At 32.8% G+C, this 23,634-nt stretch carries 25 protein-coding genes; 23 read left to right on the plus strand and 2 right to left on the minus strand.

From position 1 onward, the window contains the following. The first annotated feature begins 1 nt into the window (after window position 1). Window positions 2-928, plus strand: coding sequence for a zinc metalloprotease HtpX (gene htpX, locus ACY3JJ_RS04805; protein WP_463091049.1), 927 nt, complete (start codon window positions 2-4; stop codon window positions 926-928). Further along, complete coding sequence (locus ACY3JJ_RS04810) at window positions 929-1,435, plus strand: nitroreductase family protein (protein WP_463091050.1); 507 nt, start codon at window positions 929-931, stop codon at window positions 1,433-1,435. On the opposite strand, the gene ACY3JJ_RS04815 is transcribed toward ACY3JJ_RS04810, so the two are convergent. Further along, complete coding sequence (locus ACY3JJ_RS04815; RefSeq protein WP_463091051.1) at window positions 1,432-2,358, minus strand: patatin-like phospholipase family protein; 927 nt, start codon at window positions 2,356-2,358, stop codon at window positions 1,432-1,434. The two genes, ACY3JJ_RS04810 and ACY3JJ_RS04815, sit on opposite strands and share 4 nt — an antisense overlap. Before the next feature lie 236 nt (window positions 2,359-2,594). Here ACY3JJ_RS04815 and ACY3JJ_RS04820 point away from each other — a divergent pair, with 236 nt between their 5' ends. From ACY3JJ_RS04820 to lysS, 13 genes are all read left to right on the plus strand, one after another. Continuing rightward, window positions 2,595-2,954, plus strand: coding sequence for a DRTGG domain-containing protein (locus ACY3JJ_RS04820; RefSeq protein ID WP_463091052.1), 360 nt, complete (start codon window positions 2,595-2,597; stop codon window positions 2,952-2,954). After that, on the plus strand, window positions 2,951-3,820 hold the full coding sequence (locus tag ACY3JJ_RS04825; RefSeq protein WP_463091053.1) for a CBS domain-containing protein: 870 nt from the start codon (window positions 2,951-2,953) through the stop codon (window positions 3,818-3,820). The genes ACY3JJ_RS04820 and ACY3JJ_RS04825 overlap by 4 nt, the downstream gene beginning before the upstream one ends. Continuing rightward, window positions 3,820-5,145, plus strand: a complete 1,326-nt coding sequence (locus tag ACY3JJ_RS04830; RefSeq protein ID WP_463091054.1) for a [Fe-Fe] hydrogenase large subunit C-terminal domain-containing protein — start codon at window positions 3,820-3,822, stop codon at window positions 5,143-5,145. Before ACY3JJ_RS04825 ends, ACY3JJ_RS04830 begins: the two co-directional genes overlap by 1 nt. Further along, window positions 5,132-5,479: a serine kinase gene (locus ACY3JJ_RS04835; protein ID WP_463091055.1), complete on the plus strand. Its 348-nt coding sequence runs from the start codon at window positions 5,132-5,134 to the stop codon at window positions 5,477-5,479. Before ACY3JJ_RS04830 ends, ACY3JJ_RS04835 begins: the two co-directional genes overlap by 14 nt. Next, the gene (locus tag ACY3JJ_RS04840) at window positions 5,476-5,844 is read left to right on the plus strand and encodes a DRTGG domain-containing protein (RefSeq protein WP_463082307.1); all 369 of its coding nucleotides are present in this window, start codon (window positions 5,476-5,478) and stop codon (window positions 5,842-5,844) included. Before ACY3JJ_RS04835 ends, ACY3JJ_RS04840 begins: the two co-directional genes overlap by 4 nt. A gap of 18 nt (window positions 5,845-5,862) precedes the next feature. Continuing rightward, window positions 5,863-6,606, plus strand: a complete 744-nt coding sequence (locus ACY3JJ_RS04845) for a PHP domain-containing protein (protein WP_463091056.1) — start codon at window positions 5,863-5,865, stop codon at window positions 6,604-6,606. Between the two features lie 2 nt (window positions 6,607-6,608). Beyond that, window positions 6,609-7,097, plus strand: a complete 489-nt coding sequence (gene nuoE / locus ACY3JJ_RS04850; RefSeq protein ID WP_463091057.1) for an NADH-quinone oxidoreductase subunit NuoE — start codon at window positions 6,609-6,611, stop codon at window positions 7,095-7,097. After that, a complete protein-coding gene (locus ACY3JJ_RS04855) occupies window positions 7,094-7,627 on the plus strand; it encodes an ATP-binding protein (protein ID WP_463091058.1) in 534 nt (177 codons plus the stop codon). Before nuoE ends, ACY3JJ_RS04855 begins: the two co-directional genes overlap by 4 nt. A gap of 1 nt (window position 7,628) precedes the next feature. Further along, complete coding sequence (locus tag ACY3JJ_RS04860; protein WP_463082303.1) at window positions 7,629-7,997, plus strand: (2Fe-2S) ferredoxin domain-containing protein; 369 nt, start codon at window positions 7,629-7,631, stop codon at window positions 7,995-7,997. 29 nt (window positions 7,998-8,026) lie between these two features. Continuing rightward, window positions 8,027-9,817, plus strand: coding sequence for an NADH-quinone oxidoreductase subunit NuoF (gene nuoF / locus ACY3JJ_RS04865; protein ID WP_463091059.1), 1,791 nt, complete (start codon window positions 8,027-8,029; stop codon window positions 9,815-9,817). 165 nt (window positions 9,818-9,982) lie between these two features. After that, window positions 9,983-11,539, plus strand: coding sequence for a xylulokinase (gene xylB / locus ACY3JJ_RS04870; protein ID WP_463091060.1), 1,557 nt, complete (start codon window positions 9,983-9,985; stop codon window positions 11,537-11,539). 188 nt (window positions 11,540-11,727) lie between these two features. Further along, a complete protein-coding gene (locus ACY3JJ_RS04875; RefSeq protein WP_463091061.1) occupies window positions 11,728-12,942 on the plus strand; it encodes a methionine adenosyltransferase in 1,215 nt (404 codons plus the stop codon). After that, window positions 12,936-14,507, plus strand: a complete 1,572-nt coding sequence (gene lysS, locus ACY3JJ_RS04880; protein WP_463091062.1) for a lysine--tRNA ligase — start codon at window positions 12,936-12,938, stop codon at window positions 14,505-14,507. Before ACY3JJ_RS04875 ends, lysS begins: the two co-directional genes overlap by 7 nt. A 652-nt stretch (window positions 14,508-15,159) precedes the next feature. Here the strand turns inward: lysS and pyrE are convergent. Further along, window positions 15,160-15,729, minus strand: a complete 570-nt coding sequence (gene pyrE / locus ACY3JJ_RS04885; RefSeq protein ID WP_463091063.1) for an orotate phosphoribosyltransferase — start codon at window positions 15,727-15,729, stop codon at window positions 15,160-15,162. A gap of 276 nt (window positions 15,730-16,005) precedes the next feature. Here pyrE and ACY3JJ_RS04890 point away from each other — a divergent pair, with 276 nt between their 5' ends. The 8 genes from ACY3JJ_RS04890 (at window position 16,006) to asnS (ending at window position 23,590) form a co-directional block, all read left to right on the plus strand. Beyond that, window positions 16,006-16,542: a type II secretion system protein gene (locus ACY3JJ_RS04890; protein ID WP_463091064.1), complete on the plus strand. Its 537-nt coding sequence runs from the start codon at window positions 16,006-16,008 to the stop codon at window positions 16,540-16,542. Window positions 16,543-16,642: 100 nt separating this feature from the next. Continuing rightward, on the plus strand, window positions 16,643-17,290 hold the full coding sequence (locus ACY3JJ_RS04895; protein WP_463091065.1) for a cyclase family protein: 648 nt from the start codon (window positions 16,643-16,645) through the stop codon (window positions 17,288-17,290). Window positions 17,291-17,301: 11 nt separating this feature from the next. Beyond that, complete coding sequence (locus ACY3JJ_RS04900; protein ID WP_463091066.1) at window positions 17,302-18,402, plus strand: glycosyltransferase family 4 protein; 1,101 nt, start codon at window positions 17,302-17,304, stop codon at window positions 18,400-18,402. A 25-nt stretch (window positions 18,403-18,427) separates the two neighbouring features. Then, window positions 18,428-19,159 carry a zinc dependent phospholipase C family protein gene (locus ACY3JJ_RS04905; protein ID WP_463091067.1) on the plus strand — a complete coding sequence of 244 codons (732 nt, stop codon included), beginning with the start codon at window positions 18,428-18,430 and terminating at the stop codon, window positions 19,157-19,159. Between the two features lie 17 nt (window positions 19,160-19,176). Next, complete coding sequence (gene mtnP, locus ACY3JJ_RS04910; protein ID WP_463091068.1) at window positions 19,177-19,968, plus strand: S-methyl-5'-thioadenosine phosphorylase; 792 nt, start codon at window positions 19,177-19,179, stop codon at window positions 19,966-19,968. Beyond that, a complete protein-coding gene (gene mtnA, locus ACY3JJ_RS04915) occupies window positions 19,965-20,999 on the plus strand; it encodes an S-methyl-5-thioribose-1-phosphate isomerase (RefSeq protein ID WP_463091069.1) in 1,035 nt (344 codons plus the stop codon). Before mtnP ends, mtnA begins: the two co-directional genes overlap by 4 nt. After that, window positions 20,996-22,276 carry an amidohydrolase gene (locus ACY3JJ_RS04920; RefSeq protein ID WP_463091070.1) on the plus strand — a complete coding sequence of 427 codons (1,281 nt, stop codon included), beginning with the start codon at window positions 20,996-20,998 and terminating at the stop codon, window positions 22,274-22,276. The genes mtnA and ACY3JJ_RS04920 overlap by 4 nt, the downstream gene beginning before the upstream one ends. Before the next feature lie 12 nt (window positions 22,277-22,288). Further along, window positions 22,289-23,590 (plus strand): asparagine--tRNA ligase, encoded by a 1,302-nt coding sequence (gene asnS, locus ACY3JJ_RS04925; RefSeq protein ID WP_463091071.1) that lies wholly within the window; start codon window positions 22,289-22,291, stop codon window positions 23,588-23,590. The last annotated feature ends 44 nt before the right edge of the window (window positions 23,591-23,634 follow it).

A 23,634-nucleotide genomic window follows, 5' to 3' on the forward strand; every position in this document is an offset into this window, starting at 1 on the left:
TATGAAGAATACTTATACTTTTTATGAAGCTATAGAACAAAATAAGAGAAAAACATGGTTAATATTATTTCTTATATCTATTCTTCTTTTCTTTGTATGTTATTCTATAATCTATTTTTTCAATTTAGGAGAAATAGCTATATTAATAGCTTTGTTAATTACTTTAACAGTAAACTACTATGCGTATAAAAATAGTGATAAATTAATTCTATCTATAAGTGATGCATATGAGCCAAAAAAGGATGAATATCCTTATCTTATAAATATTGTGGAAGGTTTGAGCATAGCTGCAGGTATTCCTACACCTAAAATTTATGTAATAAATGATCCATCACCTAATGCTTTCGCTGCAGGAAAAGACCCCAAAAATAGTGCAATTGCTGTAACTACTGGCCTTTTAGAGAAGATGAATAGATTGGAGCTTGAGGGAGTAGTTGCTCATGAGATATCACATATAAAAAATTATGATGTAAGACTTCAAACTATAGCGGTTGTATTGGTAGGTTTGATCGTAATTCTTGGAGATAGTTTAAAAAGATCATTTTATTATGGATCTTTCTATTCAGGAAAAAGAAAAACTAAAGATCAAGACTTTTTAGGTATTATATCTTTAATTGTTGCCTTATTGGCTCCCTTATTAGCAACAATTTTAAGATTTGCCTTGTCGAGACAGAGAGAGTATATGGCAGATGCTACTGCAGCTATGCTTACAAGATATCCTGAAGGTCTTGCCTCTGCACTGGAAAAGATAGCTAAGGATCCAAATCCTGTAAAGAAAGCGAATAATATCACTGCTCCTTTATATATTGCAGATCCCCTCAAAAAATATAATGTAAATAATCTTTTTAGTACTCATCCGCCTATAGAAGAGAGAATAAAGAGATTAAGGATGATGGGTGAGAGATGGAAACTTATGGGGGTGAAATAAATGGATGTTTTTGAGGCTATAAATAAGAGAAGAAGTATAAGAGATTATTTAGATAAGGATGTGGAGGATGAGAAACTTCTGAGAATAATGGAGGCGGCAAGACTTGCTCCTTCAGCAAGAAATAGGCAGGAATGGAGATTTATTATTGTAAGGGATAAAAATTTGAAGGAAAGATTGGTTAAAGAAGCTTCTCCTCATCAACCCTTTATGTTAAAGGCTCCCATAATTATAGTGGCTTATGTTTTAGATAAGGATTATGTAATGAGGTGTGGAATACCTGCTCATTATATAGATGTTGCTATAGCTTTAACCCATATACATCTTCAAGCAGTGGAAGAAGGACTTGGAACTTGTTGGATAGGATCTTTTTATCAAGATAAAGTTAAAGAAGTATTAAATCTTCCTAAGGAAGCAGAGGTAATACAACTTATGACCTTAGGGTATCCAGCTGAAGATCCCCCAAAAAAACCAAGACTCCCGTTAGATGAAATAATACAGGTTTATTAAAAGAATATAAATTTTTTCTTTTTTATAAGCTTTATTAAGGAATCGAGCTTTTCTTCCATGGCTTTTTCACCTAAGACTATAATATCGGAAGCTTTATCAAAATCAAAAGTTCCAAAATTTTGTACCTCAGGGATGATAACTAAATCTGCATATTTGAGATTCTGATTTTCTAATTCATAATTCATAATATCTATGGTCTGCATAAGGACCTCAAATAAGGATGGGTTTAATAATGGATTTAACCTCTGTTGAAATTCCTTAAAGAACTTTATCTGAGACATTTTATATGTGATTTTTTCTGTTATATTGCTGGGTTGATAGGGAATATCTATCTGAATTTCTTTTTTAGGTTTCCAATTTGTTCTCTTATGCAAACTAACTCCTATGATGATATCTGGTTTATATATCTCTTTCAATTCTTTAACTGGAACAGGAGAAAGTACACCTCCATCTATTAGTAGTTTATCTTTCCAAGGATAAGGTTGAAATATCACAGGAATGGATATACTTGCTCTGATAGCCTCTGATACTTTTCCCTCATTTATAATTACTTTTTCTCCAGTAATAAGATCTACTGATAAAGATATAAATGGTATTTTTAGGTTTGAAAATAGAGATCCTTCTAATATATTATCTAAATACTCTAATATTTTTTCACCCTTTATAATTCCCTGGAGAGATTTTGAAAAATCAAAAAGTTTATAAAATTCTTCTTTGTTTTTTCCTATTTCTAAGGCTAATTTCTCTAAATATTCTGCAGAATATCCTTTTGCATATAATCCACCTATTAAAGCCCCTGCACTACTCCCACTTATATAAGAGACTTCTATACCCTCCCTTTCCAGTACCTTTAATACTCCAATGTGGGAAAGACCTTTTGCTCCTCCGCTACCTAATGCAAGTCCTATCTTCTTCTTTTTCATGTTTATATTATAACATTACAACTGAATATATATCACTAATTTTATATACCTTACCACTGTATATTAATAGATATTATCTTTAGAAACCTAAATCAATTGAGAAAATTTTAACAAATTAGTTTACCCCTGTAGGTATAATTAAAAAAAATTTAAAATTATATCATATTTTATCTTTGTTGACAATGATATTAAAAATGTGTTTAAATTAAACCTGAAAATATTTTGAGGAGAGAGAAATGAATCTTAGGAAGGTAAAAGAAATATTAAAAGCTGAAGTCCTATGTTTAGAAGAGAAACTCGAAAATGAGATTTTATATGTAGGTGCAACAGATTTAATGAGTGATGCTCTTTGTCTCTTAGAGGCAAATTCCCTTCTCCTTACAGGTCTTGTTACGTTGCAGGTTATAAGAACTGCTGAGATTTTAGATTTGGCTGGAGTTGTGTTTGTTAGAGGTAAAATACCCTATCAAGATGTAATAGAAGTAGCAAAGAAATATGGTATTCCTCTTCTTACAACAAAATACCCTATGTATGAGGCATGTGGAAAATTATATGTAGCTGGGTTTCAAGGAAAGAAGGTTGATTTTGATATTTGAAGATACCTAAGGAATATTTAGAAAAAATAAAAGTAAAAGATATGATGAATACAGATATAGTAAGGTTAAAACCTTACCAAGATATGCGTTCAATTCAAGAAATTATGAGAATCAAAAGAATTGATGCAATTCCTATTGTAGATGATATAGATAGGCTTGTAGGTTTAGTTACTGTAGAGAATGTAATTGTGGCACTTGTTAATGGTGATTTAAACTCACCGTGTGGAAAGTATATGGTAAAAGATCCAAAATGTTTGTCTCCAGATAATACTTTATATGAAGCTTTGATTAGGTTCCGACAATTTAGGTATGGAAGATTTCCTGTGATAGATAATGAAAAAAAGGTTTTAGGAATATTAAGTACTAAGGATGTAGTTTTGAATTTGGTAGATGTGGAAGATATTGAAGGAACTATTACTCAAGAGCCCAAAGAGGAAAATATATTAACTTTGGAGTTTCCTGTGTTAGGGGGAGATTTTGCTCTTGCTGGTATGGCATCCAGTAATATAAAAAAGGCTTTACAACAACTTGGAATAAGTGTAGATATACTTAGAAGAGTTGCAGTAGTCACTTATGAGGCTGAGATGAACATAGTTATTCACGCCTATAGGGGAGTTTTAAGAGTAAAAGTTACACCAGAATATATTGAAATTATTGCTGAGGATGAAGGTCCAGGAATTCCGGATATAGAGCTTGCTATGCAACCTGGTTATTCAACAGCACCAGATAATATTAGGGAAATGGGGTTTGGAGCAGGTATGGGACTTCCAAATATTAAAAATTCATCAGATGAATTAAAGATTGAGTCTGAAGTGGGAAAGGGTACAAAGGTGTACTCAAAAATATATTTAAAGAGGGATAGATGATGAGCGAGAAATATATCCATTCTGTGGCTATTAATTTACAAAGGTGTAAGGGGTGTATTCATTGTATAAGGTATTGCCCTACTGAAGCTATGAGGGTTCGTAATGGAAAATCCCTCATTCTTCCATATAGATGTATTGATTGTGGGGAATGCATTAGAGTTTGCCCATATCATGCACCTTTTGGATTTACTCACACCTATGATAGTATATCTAATTTAGATAATTTGGTTGTAGTAATATCTCCCGAGATATATTCCCAATTTCCAACTAATTATTCTCCTTTTGAAATTCAAAGAGCAATTAAAAAGGTAACTAATGCTGTAGAAGTTTGGGATACTACCTGTGGTTTATTTCTTTTACAAGAAGCTCTTATGGACTATATTAATAGTTCTCGCAATCTTCCACTTATATCCACTTACTGTCCTGCTGTTGTAGAGTTAATACAAGTACGTTTTCCTACTTTGATTTCTAACTTATCACCTTTTAAAACTCCTGTTGAGATAACAGGGAGTATAGTAAAAAAGTTATGGAAGAAGAAAGAAAGAGGAATACTTCATCTTGCTTATATTACTCCTTGTCCTGCTTTTGCCACATATTTAAAACAAAATAAAGAAGAAGGCTTTGAATTTGTTATAGGCATTGATAATATTTATTTAAAAATAAAAAAGGATCTTAAAGAGGACAATAGGGAGGTAGAAGCAATAGATGGTGGGTTTTATGCAAGGGGAATTTTATCAGGAGCTCTTGGGGGAGAGGGAATAGTATTCAACGAAGAAGAAGTGATAAGTGTGGGAGGTATAGAAAAGGTAGCTAGAGCTCTAGAAGATTTAGAAAGAAATAAACTTCAGGATGTAAAGTTTTTGGAGCTTAGAGCCTGTGATGAGGGTTGTGTTGGAGGAGTATTAAATCCTGAGAATTATTATCTTGCCAAGAAAAGAATTTTAGCCTTACACAAAAAACTTGATAAAGATTTTATAAAGAAATCTCTTTGTGAGGATATAAATCTATCAGAAGTATTAAGAACTTCTCCTATTTTACCAAGACCTGTTTGGAAATTAGATGAAGATATAAATAGGGCTTTAAGAAAGATGGAGGATATGAGAAAAATATTAGAAATGCTTCCTGGACTTGATTGTGGCTCATGTGGATCTCCTACCTGTGCTGCTTTAGCAGAAGATATAGTGAGAGGAAATGCTCAAATTTATGATTGTATATTTCTTCTCAAGGAAAAGTTATGGGAAATGGCAAAAGAGATGGAAGAATTATCCAGAAGGTCCTCTTCGGTTATCTTAAAACGGAGGGAAGAAAAAGATGAAACTGAGTGAAATTGTTAGAAATTTGGAGTTAAATGTTATTTATATGGATGAGGATTACGAAATTAGGGGCGGAATTGTAAGTGATCTGCTTTCTTTTGTTATGGCTCATGCTCCTGAAGATTCCGTATGGGTTACTATTCAGACTCATGTAAATACTATAGCAGTTGCAGTACTTACTGGAATTAAAAGTATAATTTTTGTTTCAGGTCAAAATCCTGATGAAGAGACTATTAAAAAGGCAAAAGAAGAAAAAATTGCTTTATTAATTACTAAAGATAATGCCTTTAATGTGGTAGGTAAACTTTATAGTTTAGGAATAAAAGGAGTAGATAAGCTTCAATGAAGGCAAGAGAGATTGTAGAGTTGATTAATGGGAAGGTATTGGCAGGAGAAAATTTGTTAGATGAGGTAGATATTAAAAAGGCTTTTGCTGCAGATCTTATGAGTGATGTGTTAGCTATGGTAACTTCTAATGAAAAAGATGTGGTACTTATTACGGGGATCACAAATTCACAAATTGTTCGCACTGCTGAGATTCTTGATATACCAATGATAATTGTCTGCAGAGGAAAAGTAGTTCCTAAGGAAGTTGTTGAACTTTCTAAAGAAAAAGGAATTATTCTTATAAGTACTGATAAAATAGTTTTTGAGGTTAGTGGAATTCTATATAATAAAGGTATTGTGCCTACCTCTATTAATGATTCGTAGTAAGGAGGAATTTTTTATTTGGCATGGGTAGGGATAGATTTGCATATACATTCGGTTCTTTCTCCTTGTGGAGATTGGAGTATGAGTCCTAAAAACATTATAGAGAGAGTAAAGAAAATGAATATAGGAGTTATAGCGATAACCGATCATCATATGGTAGAAAATTATCCTGCTATCTCTTTTTGGGGAGATAGAATGGGTGTTTTAGTAATACCAGGTATGGAAATTCAAACCAGTGAAGAAGTGCATATATTGGCTTTATTTGAAGATTATGATACAGCTTTAAAATTTCAAAAAGATATTTTTAACTTTTTACCAGATACTAAAAATAGAGAAGAAATTTTTGGAGTACAAGTAGTGGTTAATGAGAATGATGAGGTAGAAAGAATAGAGGAAAGGTTATTAAATACCTCTATATCACTTAGGGTTACAGACACAGTTAAAAAAATAAAAGAATATGGCGGGATAATAATATTAGCCCATGTGGATAGGCCTTCCTTTAGTATAATATCTAATTTGGGTTTTATTCCGAAGGATTTATTTTTTGATTTTATCGAATTGTCTAACAAGATAAACTATTCTAAATTTATTAGCGAGCACCCAGAGCTGAAAGATAAGAAGTTTTTAATTTCTTCTGATGCTCACTATTTAGAGGATATAAAAGAACCAAAAACTTTTATATATTTAGAAGAATTTTCTAAAAAAGCAGTCTTTAAAAGCTTGAAAGAAAAAAATATAAAAATACAGGAAATGGAGGTATAGAAATGGCAGTAGAATTAAAGTTTTCCGAATATGCTCAGAAAGAGGTAGAAAAGATTCTAGATCGTTTTGCAGACTCAAGGGGATCTTTGATTATGATCCTTCATGCAGTACAGGAAAAGTTTGGATATCTACCTCGTGAGGCTTTAGAACTGATTTCTGAAAGATTAAAAGTGCCATTAAGTGAGATTTACGGTGTAGTAACATTTTATTCCTTCTTCCGACTTGAGCCTCAAGGCAAGCATGTAATAAGACTCTGTATGGGAACGGCTTGTTATGTTAAAGGAGCTGAGGACTTACTCAGAACCCTTGAGCAGATGGGACTTAAAGAAGGTAAAGTAACAGAGGACGGGTTCTTTTCTTTGGATCTTGTAAGGTGTATTGGAGCTTGTAGTATGGCACCAGCTCTCATGATAGATGATGATGTTTATGGAAAACTTACTCCTGATAAGTTGAGAAAATTAATTGAAAACTTTAGAAAAGAACATCAATGAAAGAATTATCTCTACATATTTTGGATCTTGTACAAAATTCTATAGAAGCTAATGCAAAAAATATTTACTTGGAGATTAGAAAAGATCTTCAAAGGGGAATTTTGTATATAATTATAAAAGATGATGGAAAAGGTATGCCAAAAGAGATATTAGAAGAGATTAAAAATCCATTTTTTACAAGTAGAACTACAAGGAAAGTCGGTCTTGGTATTCCTCTATTTTATGAGTTGATTAAAAATTGTGGGGGAGAGGTAAAGATTAACTCTGAGATAGGAAAAGGCACAGAGATTTATGCAGAAGTTCCTTTTTTATGTATAGATTTACCTCCTATGGGAAATCTTTCTGGGACTATATGGAGCTTGATAGTTACAAATCCAGATATAGATTTTGAGATTAAGATAGTAAAAAATGGTGATGAGATTAATATTTCTACAAAGGAAATAAAGAAGTCTATTAAAATACCTATTAATTCTCCAGAAGTAATTTCCTTTTTAAAAGAATTTTTAAATGAAAATTTGGGAGGTTGGTAAAATGAAAAAATTAACTTTAGAGGATCTCAAAAAGATTAAAGAAAAGACTCAAGCAGAACTTGAGATGAGAAGTCCTGAAGGTAAGGATAAGATAGTAGTGCATATGGGAACGTGTGGAATAGCAGCTGGCGCAAGGGAAACATTATTGGCTATTTTGGATGAGATAGAAAAAAGAGGTTTAAAAAATGTGGTTGTAACTCAGGCAGGATGTATTGGACTTTGTGAGTATGAGCCATTAATATCTGTTCAAAAGTTAGGAGGACATAAGGTTCTTTACAAACATGTAACTCCTGAAAAGGCAAGAAAGATAATTGCTCAGCATGTGGTTAATGGTCAGGTTGTATCTGAGGATGTTCTTTCTACCGAATAAAGAATAAAACAATATAAGGAGGTTTAAAAATGCCAGAGAGAGCACATATTCTTTTGTGTGCAGGTGCAGCATGCATTTCTGCGGGTGAAGAAAGTTTTAAATCAGCCCTTGAAAGGGAATTAAAGGAAGCAGGTATTTACGATGAGGTAAAAATTATTGAAACTGGATGTTTTGGTACTTGTGATTTAGGGCCAGTTATGGCTATATATCCAGAGGGGACTTTTTATGTTAAATTAAAGCCACAGGATGCAAAAGAGATAGTATATGAACACCTTATTAAGGGTAGGATTGTAGAGAGACTTCTTGTAAAGGAACCAGAGCAAAAACAAGTTATACCAACTATTAACGATCTTCCCTTTTTTAAAAATCAAGTAAGAATTGCTTTAAGAAATGTAGGATTTATTGATCCTCTAAATATTGAGGAATATATTGCTAGAGATGGTTATTCTGCTATTGCAAAAGTTCTTACTCAAATGTCTCCAGAAGATGTAATTTCTGAAGTTAAAAAATCTGGTCTTCGTGGAAGGGGAGGAGCGGGTTTTCCTACTGGATTAAAATGGGAGCTTGGTAGAAAAGCTCCTGGAACAGAAAAGTATGTAGTTTGTAATGCAGATGAAGGAGACCCTGGAGCTTTTATGGATAGAAGTATTATGGAAGGTGATCCTCACTCTGTTATTGAGGGTATGTTAATTGGAGGTTATGCTATTGGAGCTAGGAAAGGATTTGTCTATATAAGAGCTGAATATCCTTTAGCTATTAAAAGACTTACTGCAGCTTTAGAACAAGCAAGAAATTATGGCCTTTTAGGAGACAATATATTGGGTACTGATTTTTCCTTTGATATTGAGATTAGAATTGGAGCAGGAGCTTTTGTTTGTGGAGAGGAGACAGCATTAATTGCATCTATAGAAGGTAAAAGAGGTATGCCAAGACCCCGTCCGCCTTTTCCAGTAAATTCTGGATTATGGGGAAAACCTACTGTGATAAATAATGTAGAAACATGGGCTAATATTCCACCAATAATTATTAATGGTGCTGATTGGTTTGCAAGTTATGGAACAGAGAAGAGTAAAGGGACTAAAGTTTTTGCTTTAGCTGGGAAAATAAATATGACAGGACTTATAGAAGTACCTATGGGTATAACTTTGAGAGAGGTAGTTTACAATATTGGAGGTGGAATACCTAATGGAAAGAAGTTTAAAGCTGTCCAGATAGGAGGTCCAGCTGGGGGTTGTATACCAGCAGAATACTTAGATACACCTATAGATTATGAATCGATAACTGCTCTTGGAGCTATTATGGGATCTGGTGGACTTATCGTTATGGATGAAGATAACTGTATGGTGGATGTTGCTAAATTTTTCTTGTCCTTTACACAAGACGAATCTTGTGGAAAATGTGTACCATGCAGAGTAGGTACTAAGAGGATGTTGGAAATTTTAGATAAAATAACAAAAGGTGAAGGGACGGAAGAGGATTTAGTAGAGCTTGAACAATTGGCTTATACTGTGAGAAATACATCACTTTGTGGTCTTGGAAAAGGAGCTCCTAATCCTGTTTTAACAACATTAAAATACTTCAGGGATGAATACCTTGCCCATATTAGGGATAAGAAATGTCCTGCAAAAGTTTGTACTGCTTTGATTCATTATGAGGTAATAAGGGAAGAGTGTAGGAAATGTTCTATATGTTTTAGAAATTGTCCTGTAGGGGCGATCTATAAAGACGAAGATGGAACATATGTTATTGATCAAAGTAAATGTACTAAGTGTGGAATATGTTTCCAAGTATGTCCATTTAAAGCTATCAGAAAAGAATAATAGGGAGGAGTTTTACTCCTCCCTATAGTGAGAAAAAGAAACATCTCTTAAAAGAAGATTTTTATAAGGAAATATTATAAATTTTTTATGGTATTTTTATTTTTTTATTGACTAAAAAGAAAAACGTTTTTATAATCAAAGATAAAACTCCATGGGAAAGGTGAGGTGGAAAAAGTGCTTTTAGGTATTGATGTGGGTACTTCTGGTACTAAAGCATTGCTTATTGATGAAGAAGGAGAAGTATTAGGAAGTTCAACTTTTGAGTATCCTCTATTTACTCCTTTTCCTTCTTGGTCTGAACAAGAGCCAGAGGATTGGTGGAAGGCAACAAAGGATGCAATTATTAGTTTAATAAATAAAACTGGCGTATCACCAAAAGAGATAAAAGGTATAGGATTATCTGGGCAAATGCATGGTTCTGTTTTTCTTGACTCAAAAGGTAATGTAATTAGAAGAGCTATTCTTTGGAATGACCAAAGGACAGCTAAGCAATGCGACGAGATTGTAGAAAGGGTAGGAGGGGTTAAAAAACTTCTTGAACTTACTTTAAATCTTGCTCTTACAGGATTTACAGCTCCCAAAATCCTTTGGCTTAGAGAGAACGAGCCAGAGAATTATTCTAAGGTTGCTAAAGTATTATTACCAAAGGATTATGTAAGATTCAGATTAACAGGAGAGTACGCATCAGAAGTTTCTGATGCTTCTGGTACTTTGTTATTTGATGTAAAAAAGAGAACTTGGTCTAAAGAGATGTTAAATCTTCTTGATATTCCAGAGGATTGGATGCCAAAAGTATATGAATCTCCTGAGATTACAGGAACCTTACTTCCAAAAGTTGCTGAAGAACTTGGTCTACCTGCAGGGATTCCTGTCGTAGGTGGTGGAGGTGACAATGCAGCGCAAGCAGTAGGTAGTGGGATTGTAAAAAGTGGGGTCTTATTTGTAAGTTTAGGAACTTCAGGAGTAATTTTTGCTCATTTGGATACTCCAGAAGGAGATCCTGAGGGAAGACTTCATACTTTTTGTCATGCAGTCCCCGAAAAGTGGCATACTATGGGAGTTATGTTATCAGCTGGTGGATCCTTTAGATGGTTTAGAGACTCTTTTGGGGAGATAGAAACAGAGCTTTCTAAATGGACAGGAAAAGATCCTTATGAGTTTTTGACCATGGAAGCTGGGAATGTTCCAGCCGGATCAGAAGGATTAATCTTTTTACCATATCTTACTGGTGAGAGAACTCCTCATGCCGATCCTATGGCAAAAGGAGTTTTTGCGGGAATTAGTTTGAGGCATAATAAGCCTTATTTTGTAAGATCAGTGTTAGAAGGAGTGGCTTTTGGATTAAGAGATTCTTTGGAACTTATGAAATCTCTTGGAATAAATATGAGAGAAATAAGAGCTATAGCTGGAGGTGCAAGAAGTCCTCTTTGGAGACAAATTTTAGCTGATGTATTTAATACTCCTATCACTACTATAAATGTAACAGAAGGTGCTGCCTATGGTGCTGCTCTACTTGCAGGAGTTGGTGTTGGAGTTTACAAGAGTGTAGAGGATGCATGTGATAAAGTAGTAAAAGTAGTAAGTAGAGAAGAACCAGATCAAGAAAGAGCAAAACTATATGAAGAATTATATGGTCTTTACAGAGAATTATATCCTATAATGAAGGAATATTATAGAAAATTACATAATTTTGTAGAGAGATATTACTCTAATAAGAAGTAATTTTTTAAACATACGTTTATATTAAAATAATATTGAGGGGAACTAAAATGTTCCCCTCTTTTTATTGCAATTTTAAGAAAAATGTATTACTTTTATTTAATATAAACTTTTTGTTGTAATATTAATTAACTTGTGATATTATTTTTTTGCTTATTTTCAACAAAAAAGTAAGAAGGAGGATAGGAAAGATGAGAAACATTGTAGTTGAAAAATTAAATTCATTACCAGTAGAAGAACATGGAGTAGAACTTGTTGAAAGAAAAGGTGTAGGACATCCTGACTCTATATGTGATGCAATCATGGACCAGATATCTGTAAATCTTTCCCAGGAGTATATAAGAAGGGTAGGAAATATATTACACCATAATATTGATAAAAGTTTATTAGTAGCTGGAGAGGTTGAAAGAAAGCTTGGAATTGGTGGAGAAGTGAAAAAACCAATGCTTTTAGTAATAGGAGACAGAGCGACTTTTGAGGTTGATGGTATTAGAATTCCTGTAGAAGAGATAGCAATTGAAACCGCCAAAGAATGGTTTAGAAAAAACTTGAGATTTGTTGATCCTGATAAACATGTAAAATATCAAGTAGAGCTTTATCCTGGCTCTCCAGAGCTTACCGATATTTTCAGAAGAAGGAAAGGTCTTCTTCCAGCTAATGATACCTCAGCTGCTGTAGGATATGCACCTTTAACATCCACTGAAAAAATAGTTTTAGAACTTGAAAGATATCTTAACTCTCCAGAATTTAAGAAAATTCATCCCGAAGTAGGAGAAGATATAAAAATAATGGCATTTCGTCAAAAAAGAAATTTGCAAGTTACTATAGCTATGCCTTTTATCGATAGATATGTTAATAGTGTGCTAGATTATTTTGAGAAAAAGGAAGTAATTAGAGGAATAGTTGAAAAGTTTGTACAAGAGAGAGCTCAAAATTTTGATCAGATAACAATAGATATTAACACATTGGATGATTCTGAAAGAGGTATGGATGGAATGTATATAAGCGTTCTTGGAACTTCTGCTGAGGATGCTGACTCAGGACAAGTGGGAAGAGGAAATAGAGTAAATGGTGTTATTGCGCTAAATCGCCCAATGGGAACGGAGGCAGCTGCAGGTAAAAACCCTGTAAGCCATGTAGGAAAAATATACAATATTTTGACTCATAAAATAGCAAATGAAATTTATCAGAATGTCCCTGGTATAAAAGAGGTATATGTATGGCTTTGCAGTCAAATTGGAAAGCCAATTGATCAACCAAAAATTGCTACCGCTCAACTTATTTTAGAAAATGGTGTATCAATTTATGATATATCAAAATCAGTAGAAAATATTATTGATAATGAGCTTTCTAATATCGAAAAATTCTGCAATGAATTAGCAGAAGGGAAGTATTCTGTATGGTAAAAAAAGTTTCGCATTGGGCAGATATAGCAGCATCTGAAATAATTAAATTAAAAGGTAATAAAAATGTGGTAGCAACCGGTATTACTCCCTCAGGTCCCATCCATCTTGGGAACCTGAGGGAGATTTTAACTGGTGATGCCCTTTCAAGAGCTTTAAGGGATCAAGGTTCGGAAGTAGATTTTATTTATATAGCAGATACCTTTGACCCTTTAAGAAAAGTATATCCTTTCTTACCAGAATCTTATGCTGAGCATGTAGGGAAGCCCATATCTGAAATTCCTGATCCTAAAGGATGTCATGAGAATTATGCAGAACACTTTTTAGAACCATTTTTAGAAGCAATAAAAGTATTAGGTATTGAACCAAGAGTAATAAAAGCTCACGAAAGTTATAAAAAGGGCTTGTATACTGAGATTATTGACTTAACTTTGGAAAATAATCAAAAAATAACAGATATTCTTAATGAAATAGCAGGGAGAAATTTAGAGAAAGATTTTGTTCCTCTTCTTCCAAAATGTGAAAAATGTGGAAGGTTAACTACTACAAAAATAATTTCCTATAATACTAAAAAACATCAAGTAGAATATCAATGTAAATGTGGTCATCAAGGAGTATCAGATTATAGTAAAGGAGAAGCAAAACTTCCTTGGCGACTTGATTGGCCGGGTAGATGGAAAATTTTTGGAGTTACAGTAGAACCTTTTGGGAAAGATCATGCTACTACAGGTGGTTCTTATGATACAGGAAAGGTAATTACGAAAGAGATATTTGGATATGAGCCTCCTTATCCCTTTGTATATGAATGGATATATCTGAAAGGGAAAGGAGCTATGTCAAGCTCGAAAGGGATAGCTATTTCTATTAATGAAATATTAGAAATCCTTCCACCATCATGGGTAAGATATCTCATATTGAGATATAAACCAGATAAGCATATAGATTTTGATCCAGTAAATGGATATATTCTTTTAGCGGAGGATTATGAAAAATTGGAGAGAATTTATTACCGATTTGAAGGTACTGAAGAAGAGTGGGCTGAAATTGCGAGACTTTATGAACTTTCGCAGGTAAGAGAGGTTCCAAAAGAGATAGGGCCACAAGTACCACTCAGGCATATAATTACATTAACTCAAATATCCTTGGGAAATAATGAACATCTAAAAGAGATGCTTATAAGAAGCGGTTATGAAAGTGAGCTTAGTAAATTTGATGAAATATTAAAAAGGATTGAATATGTAAAAAATTGGCTTGAAAAATTTGCACCATCTCAGGTGAAATTTAAATTACAGGAAAAGACACCTGAAATAGTTAAAACCTTTCTTCCTAAGGAAAAGGAATTTTTAAGAATTTTGGCTAATAAAATAAAGGAAAAAGATTGGCAAGGTGATGAACTACAAAACTTTATATATAACTTAGCTCAAGAACATGGAATAGAAGGAAAAAGAGCTTTTCAGCTTATATATCTTTCTTTTCTCAATCAAACATCAGGGCCAAGAGCTGGTTACTTCTTAATATCTTTGCCGAAAGATTTTGTTGTAAGTAGACTATTGGAAGCAGGAAGTTAGATTTTTAAAAAAGTCCATTAAAAAAATTACTATAATTTTTTCAAACGGCAGAATGTTTTAATTATTAGGTTTTTTATCAATAATAGGTAAAGATAATTATCTTATATCTTCTTCATTTACAGAGTAGTGGGCATGTCTAACTATATTTTTTGCTACTTTAACGAGTATGTATCTTGCTCCATATAACTTTCTACTTTTCATTGAGGTTTTTCATAGTATTGACAGTCATCATTTAAAATTCCATTTTAATTCATCCTTTGTTTCAACAAAATCTGGATTATGTGCAATATAAACTAAAAGTATACTTGAGTTGAAAAATTCAACAAGTTTGAGAACAATATCTAATCCTTAAGTAATTTTACCTCCTACCTTTAAAAAGTAAAAGTTTGTAAAAAAACTATTTGGGCAAGTAATACTTCTATTGAATAAAACTTGCGCGTTTCAATGGGAAAAATATAAAACTTTCCACCAATCAACAAAAAATATTTCTGGAAGATATGAAGATATTATATAAGAATCTTGTAACAGGAGGTGCTGGAGAATTAGTTACAACATTGTGATTTTTATAGGAGTAGTTCAAGGAAACACTATTATAAGGAATATAATTGATATTGAGAATATAAGGGGATAGAAGTAATCTATTATCCCCTTTTTATTTTAGTCCTCTGCTTCCTGGTTTTAATAAGGGAATTCCTGCCTTACAGAGGGGGCATTCTTCAGGTTTATAGGTATCAAGTTTTAATTGAATTAAAGAATAAATAGGTTTGTCAAAAATATTCTTTCCTCCACTTCTGTCTACAATACAGGCAAAAGAAACTACCTCTCCTCCATTTTCTTTAATTAAATTTGCTACCTCTAACGCAGAACCACCTGTAGTAACTACATCTTCACAGATTAAGACTTTTTCTCCTGGTTTGATACTGAAGCCTCTTCTTAGTGTCATTTTACCTTCTTCTCTTTCTGCAAATATTCCTCTTACGTTTAACGCCCTTGCAAGCTCATAGGCAATTATAATTCCACCAAGAGCAGGACCAACTACTACATCAATCTTTAAGTACTCAGGTATTTTTTCTGCTATTTCTTTTGCGATCTTTTCTGATAAATCAGGATATTGGAGTATGAGGGCACATTGGAGATAATTTGGACTATGGAGACCTGAGGATAATAAAAAATGGCCTTCTAAAAAAGCTCCTTTTGCTTTAAATACATTAAGCCAATCCATATATGAATTTCCTTTCTCTTTTAATTTATTTTAACTATGTTAAAGATACTACACATAATTTATTTAGGTCAAGTGATTTTAGATATGTTTATTTAGGGTAAGTACAAATGTTGTATAGACATACTGCAAGATGTTGTGCTCAAATAGAATATGAAAAAATATGATTTTTTCTCCTTCTAAAGGTAAATTGCTTTTAATTTTTGAAAATTTACTAAATTTGAGTTATAATTTATTTTAAATATATAAATTTTAAATACTTTTTTAGATATTAATGGCATGACGAAAGTGAGGAGGGGTTTTTCTTCTTTAGAAATTTTGATTGTTATAAGTATCTTATTTATTTTAGTTTCTTTAGCATTACCTCTATATTTTAATACCATAGAAGAAGCGAAGAGAGCTACCCAGCATAATAATATGCAATTGATAACTAAAGAAATTGAGATTTTTGCTACAAAATATGGAAGATATCCAAATCTCAACGAATTACAAGATCTTTTATCTAAATTTTTCGAATATCCTATTAGTCCTTATAATGATAAGCATTACACCTTTACATCAGATATAACTTATTTCAGAAATGCTTTTAAGAATGATAATTTTAAAAATGCCCACATAATTTTTTATGCTTATGAAGAAAAAGCATATACAGTCTTTTACTATCCTCCCAAGTTCTATGTAAGTAATAAAGGAACAAAGAAATTTCATTATCCTTGGTGTTGGACTCTTCCTTCTCCTCAAAATCAAATTTTTTTTAAAACTCGAAAAGGAGCTATAGAGAATGGATATTCGCCTTGTGGAAATTGCTTACCTTAATTTACTTTTACTTTAATCCTTTATGTCTTTCTACAATGGGGACAGAGAATATCTTTCTTATAGATTAATGTTATAATACTTAAAAAAGGAGGAGTTAATAATGAAAATTATTTGGGATAAACCAATAGATGTTAGTTTACTTATAAATGAAAATATGCTTTTTTGGCCTAATGATCCTAAATTTCAAAGGGAATGGGTATCAAAAATATTGGAAGGAAGAAATGCAAATTTATCAAAGATAGTTATGGGTTCTCATACAGGTACTCATATTGATACACCTTATCATTTTCTTGAGGATGGGAAGACTCTTGAGAGGATTGATATAAATAAATTTTTTGGTATAGCTAAAGTTTTTTTAATAAAAAATGAAGAGAAAATAACGTTAGATGACATCGTTCCTTTGCCTATTGCAGAAGGAGATATAATCCTTTTTAAAACTAAGAATTCATATTTGTTGAGAGAAAATAAATTTCATGATAATTATGTAGGATTATCTATTGAATCAGCTAAATATTTAGCAAGCAAAAGAATAAAGACTGTAGGAATCGATTATCTATCAATTGGACCAAGAGGAGATGAAGGGAGAGAAGTACATAGGACTCTTTTGAGGGAAGAAATAGGAATAATAGAAGGTTTAGACCTGTTAAATGTGGGGGAAGGTCTATATTTTATTGTTTCTCTTCCTTTAAAGATTGAAGGAGGAGAAGGGTCACCTGTAAGAGCCATATTATTTCCTGTAGAAGTATAAAAGGTTTAAACATGAAAGTAGCAATAGTTCATGATTGGATAGTTAATATAGGAGGGGCTGAAAAAGTATTAAAAGCCATCTTAGAGATTTTCCCTAATGCAGATATTTTTACCTTAGTGTATTCTGAGGAAACCTTGAAAAAACTGAATATAAAAAATAAGGTTTATGCTTCTTTTATAAAATATATGCCATTTGGCGAGAAAAAGTACTCTTTTTATCTTCCACTAATGCCTTTAGCTATAGAGCAATTGGATCTTGGCAAATATGAGTTAGTGATTTCCAGTAGCCATTGTGTGGCAAAAGGAGTAATAACTAAATCGCATCAGACACATGTTTGTTATTGCCATACTCCTATGAGATATATCTGGGATCTTTATTTTCCATATTTGAGAGATCATAAGGTAGATACTGGTATAAAGGGTTTGTTTGTTAAAGTAATTTTCCATTATTTAAGGATGTGGGATGTTTTAAGTTCAAATAGAGTGGATTATTATATTGCAAATTCAAAAAATGTGGCAAAGAGAATAAGGAAAATATATAAAAGAGAGTCCAAAGTTATATATCCTCCCGTAGATATTGATAAATTTACTCCTTCTAAAGATAAGGATGATTATTTTTTGGTTCTGTCACGTTTAGTTCCCTATAAGAAGGTAGATTTAGTGGTGGAAGTATTTAATGAGATAAAGTTACCTCTTGTTGTTATTGGGGATGGAGAGGAAATGTCAAAAATAAAAAAAATTGCTAAAGAAAATATTAGAATTTTAGGTTGGCAAGAAGATCATATTGTTAGGGATTATTTATCCAAAGCTCAAGCCTTAATTTTCCCAGCAGAAGAAGATTTTGGTATTGTTCCTGTCGAGTCTCAAGCAAGTGGAACTCCTGTAATTGCTTATGGAAAAGGAGGAGCTTTAGAGACTGTGATAGAGGGGGAAACTGGTATCTTTTTCTATGAGCAGAATGTGGAGTCTTTAAAGAAAGCTATTTTTAGGTTTATAAATGAAAGAGATAATTTCAAAACTGAAAATATAGTTAAAAATGCGTATAGATTTTCAAAAGATAGATTTTTAAAAGAATTTAAAGAGTTTTTGGATGAGATATTAAATAATGCTTAATTTTTGTGATAAAATATTTACCGTTATGAGAAGATTCTGTTATAAGAAATTATTTGTATATTTTCTTATCATATTACTTCTTAGTACCCCCATTTTGGGGTGGGGAGGTAAAACTCATCAAAAGATAGCAAAGGAAGCATTTTATGCTTTGCCAAAGGAGTATCAAAAGAAACTATCACCATATTTTGATGAAATAATAGATGGAAGTACAGCCCCAGATAGAATTTATAGGGATTTTGATAGCCAAATTTATCATGTATATGGAAGTAAAGGAAAAGGTCCTGAAAAGATAAGAGAAAAATATTTAGAAATTATTAGATTAATTCAAGATAAAAAACCTTGGCGACTTATAGCTTTTCAACTGGGAGTTTTATCTCATTATATTGCTGATTTGAATCAACCTCTTCATACAGCAACAAGCAAAACAGAGAATCTCTTTCACAGTAAATATGAGAAAGATGCAGAAGTAATTGAACCTAAAAGACCAAAGTCTTTAAAATATATCTCTTACCCTATGAGTTATATTATAGAAAGAGCAAAAATTGCGTCTAAATATTATAGTGATATTGAAAGAGCTTATTTAAGAGGAAAAGGTTTCTCGGATGTTTCAAAAATTACCCAAAGGCAAATAGATGAAGCAACTTTTGATGTAGCAAGCTATTTTTATAGTGCTCTTGATAGAGGTACAAGAGGGACTTCATTTATAGATCTTGTCAATGATCTTATAGATTATATAAAGGGTATTTTTTTCAGATAAAAAAGGGAGGTTACTAAATGAGAATAGCGATCATTGGGGGTACAGGTGTATATGATCCTGCCTTTTTGGAAAATCCTCAAGAGATTATAATTTCTACCCCTTATGGGGATACCAAGATATTAAAGGGTATATATCAAGGAGAGGAAGTAGCTTTTTTAGCAAGACATGGAGCAGGTCATTCAGTTCCACCTCATAGGATAAATTACAAGGCTAACATGTGGGCTCTAAAAAGTCTTGGGGTAGAAAGGATTCTTTCAACTACTGCTGTGGGGAGTCTGAAGATGGATCTTATGCCAGGGGATCTTGTAATACTTGATCAATTTATTGATTTTACAAAGAAAAGAGATTATACATTTTTTAATGGAGATGATGGGAAAGTCTTTCATATAGATTTTACACAACCATATTGTCCAGAATTGAGAGAGATTTTATTTGAAACAGCAAAAGAATTAGGATTGAGAATCCATTATTATGGTACCTATATTTGCACAGAGGGACCTCGTTTTGAAACCCCAGCAGAGATAAAGATGTTTTCTTATTTTGGTGATGTAGTTGGGATGACCAATGTTCCTGAGGTTATATTAGCGAGGGAGCTTGAGATGTGTTATGCTTCGGTCTCCTTAGTAACTAATTATGCTGCAGGTATATCTCCCTCTCCTTTGACTCATCAGGAGGTTTTGGATGTTATGTCTGAGAATATAGAGAAAGTAAGAAAATTATTTGCAAGAGCGATACCTAAGATTCCTAAGGAAAGAAAATGTATATGTAAAGATGCATTAAAGGAGTATAAGGAGAAGGGGATATTATGAATATTATAGAGTGGAAAAATAATGTCCTATATATTCTTGACCAATCTAAACTCCCATTTAAAGAAGATTATATTTTGTGTTTTAAATATCAACAAGTGATTGATGCTATTAAGAAAATGAGAATAAGAGGAGCACCTGCTATTGGGGTTGCTACTGCTTATGGAATTGCTCTTGCTGCAATCAAGTACACAGGTTCCAATATTGTGGATTATTTAAATGAGGTAATGAGTGAATTTGCCATCTCTCGTCCAACTGCTGTAAATTTGTTTTTTGCTATAAATAGAATGGCAAATGTTTTAAATAATAATAAGAATTTATCACCTTCTGATATTAAGATCCTTCTTCTTGAAGAGGCTAAAAGAATAGAGAAAGAGGAAAGAGAGAAATCCGAAGCTATATCTAATTATGGTGCTGAAATATTACCTGAAAAGGCAAGAATACTGACACATTGTAATACTGGAGGCTTAGCTACCATAGGTCCTGGGACTGCTCTTGGAGTTATTAAAGAGGCTTGGAAATGGGGAAAGTTAGAGCATGTATATTTTACTGAGACTCGTCCCCTTTTACAGGGAGCAAGACTTACTGGATGGGAACTTTATAAAGAGAAAATTCCTTCTACTTTAATTACTGATAATATGGTGGGTTATGTCATGTCTAAGGGTCTTGTAAATATTGTAATCGTAGGAGCTGATAGAATTACTTTAAGAGGAGATACAGCAAATAAAATTGGTACATACATGATAGCTATTCTTGCCAATTATCATAATATTCCCTTTTACATAGCTGCACCTTTTTCATCCTTTGACCTTAGCATTGAAAATGGATCTGATATTCCTATAGAAGAAAGAGATTCTGAAGAAGTCCTTATGTGTATGGGTAAGAAAATTACCTTGGATGAGATAAAGGCTCTAAATCCTGCCTTTGATATAACACCTGCCGAACTTATTACAGGGATAATAACTGATAAGGGTGTTATTTATCCTCCCTTTAAAGAGAAAATTTTAAAAATAAAGGAGGAAATATCCAAATGAGAATTCTTATAGAGAATGTGGATATTCTTCAAGAAGATAGAGTAATATCAAATCAGAATATATTAATAGAAGAAGATAAGATTATGGAAATTTCTGATAAAAAAGATTTTGAAAATATTGATTATAAGATTGATGGGAAAAATAAAATTGCTATGCCAGGACTTGTAAATACACATACTCATCTTGCTATGACGCTTTTTAGGGGTTATGCAGATGATTTACCTTTGAAAGAGTGGTTAGAGGAAAAAATATGGCCACAAGAGGCTAAACTTCAAGCTGATGATGTATATTGGGGAAGTTTGTTAGGACTTTGTGAGATGATAAAGTCTGGTACCATTGCTTTTGCAGATATGTATTTTTTTATGGATGAAGTTGCAAAAGCAGTTTCTGAGAGTGGAATAAAAGCCTCTCTTTCAGTCGGAATGATAGGTATTGCTGGGGATGAGGATGAGATTCTAAATAGAGGAGTAGAATTTGCAAGAAATTGGCATAATAAAGAGAATGGAAGGATAAAAGTAATGCTTGCACCTCATGCTCCTTATACCTGTCCACCTTCTTTTTTGGAAAAAGTAATAAATAAAGCTGTTGAGTTAAATGTTGGTATTCATACTCATCTTTCGGAGACAGTATTAGAAGTAGAGAATATTAAAAATATATATGGTTTAACTCCTGTCCGTTTGATGAATAGAATAGGTCTTTTTAATGTGCCAGTTCTTGCTGCTCATTGTGTTTTTGTAGATGATGAAGAGATAGAGATTCTCTCTGAAAAAGGTGTAGGTGTTGCTCATAACCCACAGAGTAATCTTAAACTTGCTTCTGGAATTGCTCCTGTGAAAAGAATGTTGGAGAAAAAAGTTAAGGTAGGTCTTGGTACTGATGGCCCAGCTAGTAATAATAATCTGGATATGTGGGAGGAAATAAGGCTTGTTGCAATATTACATAAAGGATATGAAAGAGACCCAGTAGCAATCCCAGCTAAGGATGCAATAACTATGGCTACAAAAAGTGGTATGGAGATTTTAGGCTGGCATGATTCTGGGGTAATAAAGGAAGGATATAAGGCAGATTTAATCCTTGTAGATATTAATAAACCACATTTTTATCCTCGTCATAATTTCTTATCTCATCTTGTATATTCTGCTGGGGCTTTTGATGTAGATACTGTTATTGTTGATGGTAGAATTTTAATGGAGAAGAGAGAATTGAAAACTCTTGATGAAGAGAAGATTATATATGAGGCTGAGAAAAGAGCTTTTGATTTAATTAAAAAAAATTAGGAGGATGAAGCTATGACAGCTTCCTGGGTTTACATTGAAGATATTCCTAAGATACAAGAGGGAGAAATTGAAATAAGAGGGTGGTTATTTAATAAAAGATCAAGTGGTAAGGTTGTTTTTCTTATTATTAGAGATGGTACAGGTTATATACAAGGTGTAGCAACTTTGGACAATTTTAGTCAAGAAGAGCTTGATTCTTTTGAGAAAATTCCAATTGAGTCATCCATAATTGTGATTGGAGATTTGAAAAAGGAACCAAGAGCTCCTGGTGGTTATGAATTAATGTTGAAAGGGGTAAATGTGGTTTCCTATTCTGAAGAATATCCAATACAGAAGAAAGATCATTCTATAGATTTTCTTCTTGAAAGAAGACATTTGTGGATTAGATCAAGGAGACAAAATGCTATTTTAAGAATAAGAAGTGAAGTAGTTAAAGCTATAAGAGATTTTCTTGATAGCAAGGGGTTTGTTTTAGTTGATGCTCCTATATTGACACCCTCCGCTTGTGAAGGAACAACCACATTATTTTCTCTTGATTATTTTGATCTTGGAAAAGCCTATCTTTCACAAAGTGGACAACTTTACATGGAAGCTGCATGCATGGCACTTGGTAAAGTTTATTGTTTTGGTCCAGCATTTAGAGCAGAAAAATCAAAGACAAGACGTCATCTTACAGAATTCTGGATGGTTGAACCAGAGATGGCGTATTGGGATTGGCAAGATAATATGAAATTACAAGAAGACTTGGTTAGTTATATAGTTCAGAGAGTTTTGGAAAAAAGAAAAAGAGAGCTTGAAATATTAGAGAGAGACACAAAACCTCTTGAAAATGTAGAACCACCTTTTCCAAGAATTACTTATAGAGAGGCTATAGAAATTCTTAAAAATAATGGTTTAAATGTGGAATATGGAGATGACTTTGGTGGTGATGAGGAGACAATAATTTCAAATCAATTTGATAAACCAGTATTTATTCATCATTATCCTGCTAAGATAAAACCATTTTATATGCAACCGGATCCAGAGAATCCCGATGAAGTTTTAAATAATGACCTTTTAGCTCCTGAAGGATATGGAGAAATTATTGGTGGAAGTCAGAGAGTACATGATCTAAAATTGTTAGAAGAAAAGATAAAAGAAAACAATTTACCAAGAGAAGCCTTTGAATGGTACATAGATTTAAGGAGATATGGAAGTGTGCCTCATTCAGGTTTTGGACTTGGTATAGAAAGAACAGTAGCATGGATATGCGGTTTAAAACATGTAAGAGAAGCAATTCCATTCCCGAGAATGATATATAGAATTTATCCTTAGTTTAAAAACATTCATAGTTGACATTAAGCTAAAAATTTAGTTAT

This window comes from Dictyoglomus sp. DH, assembly GCF_055181375.1.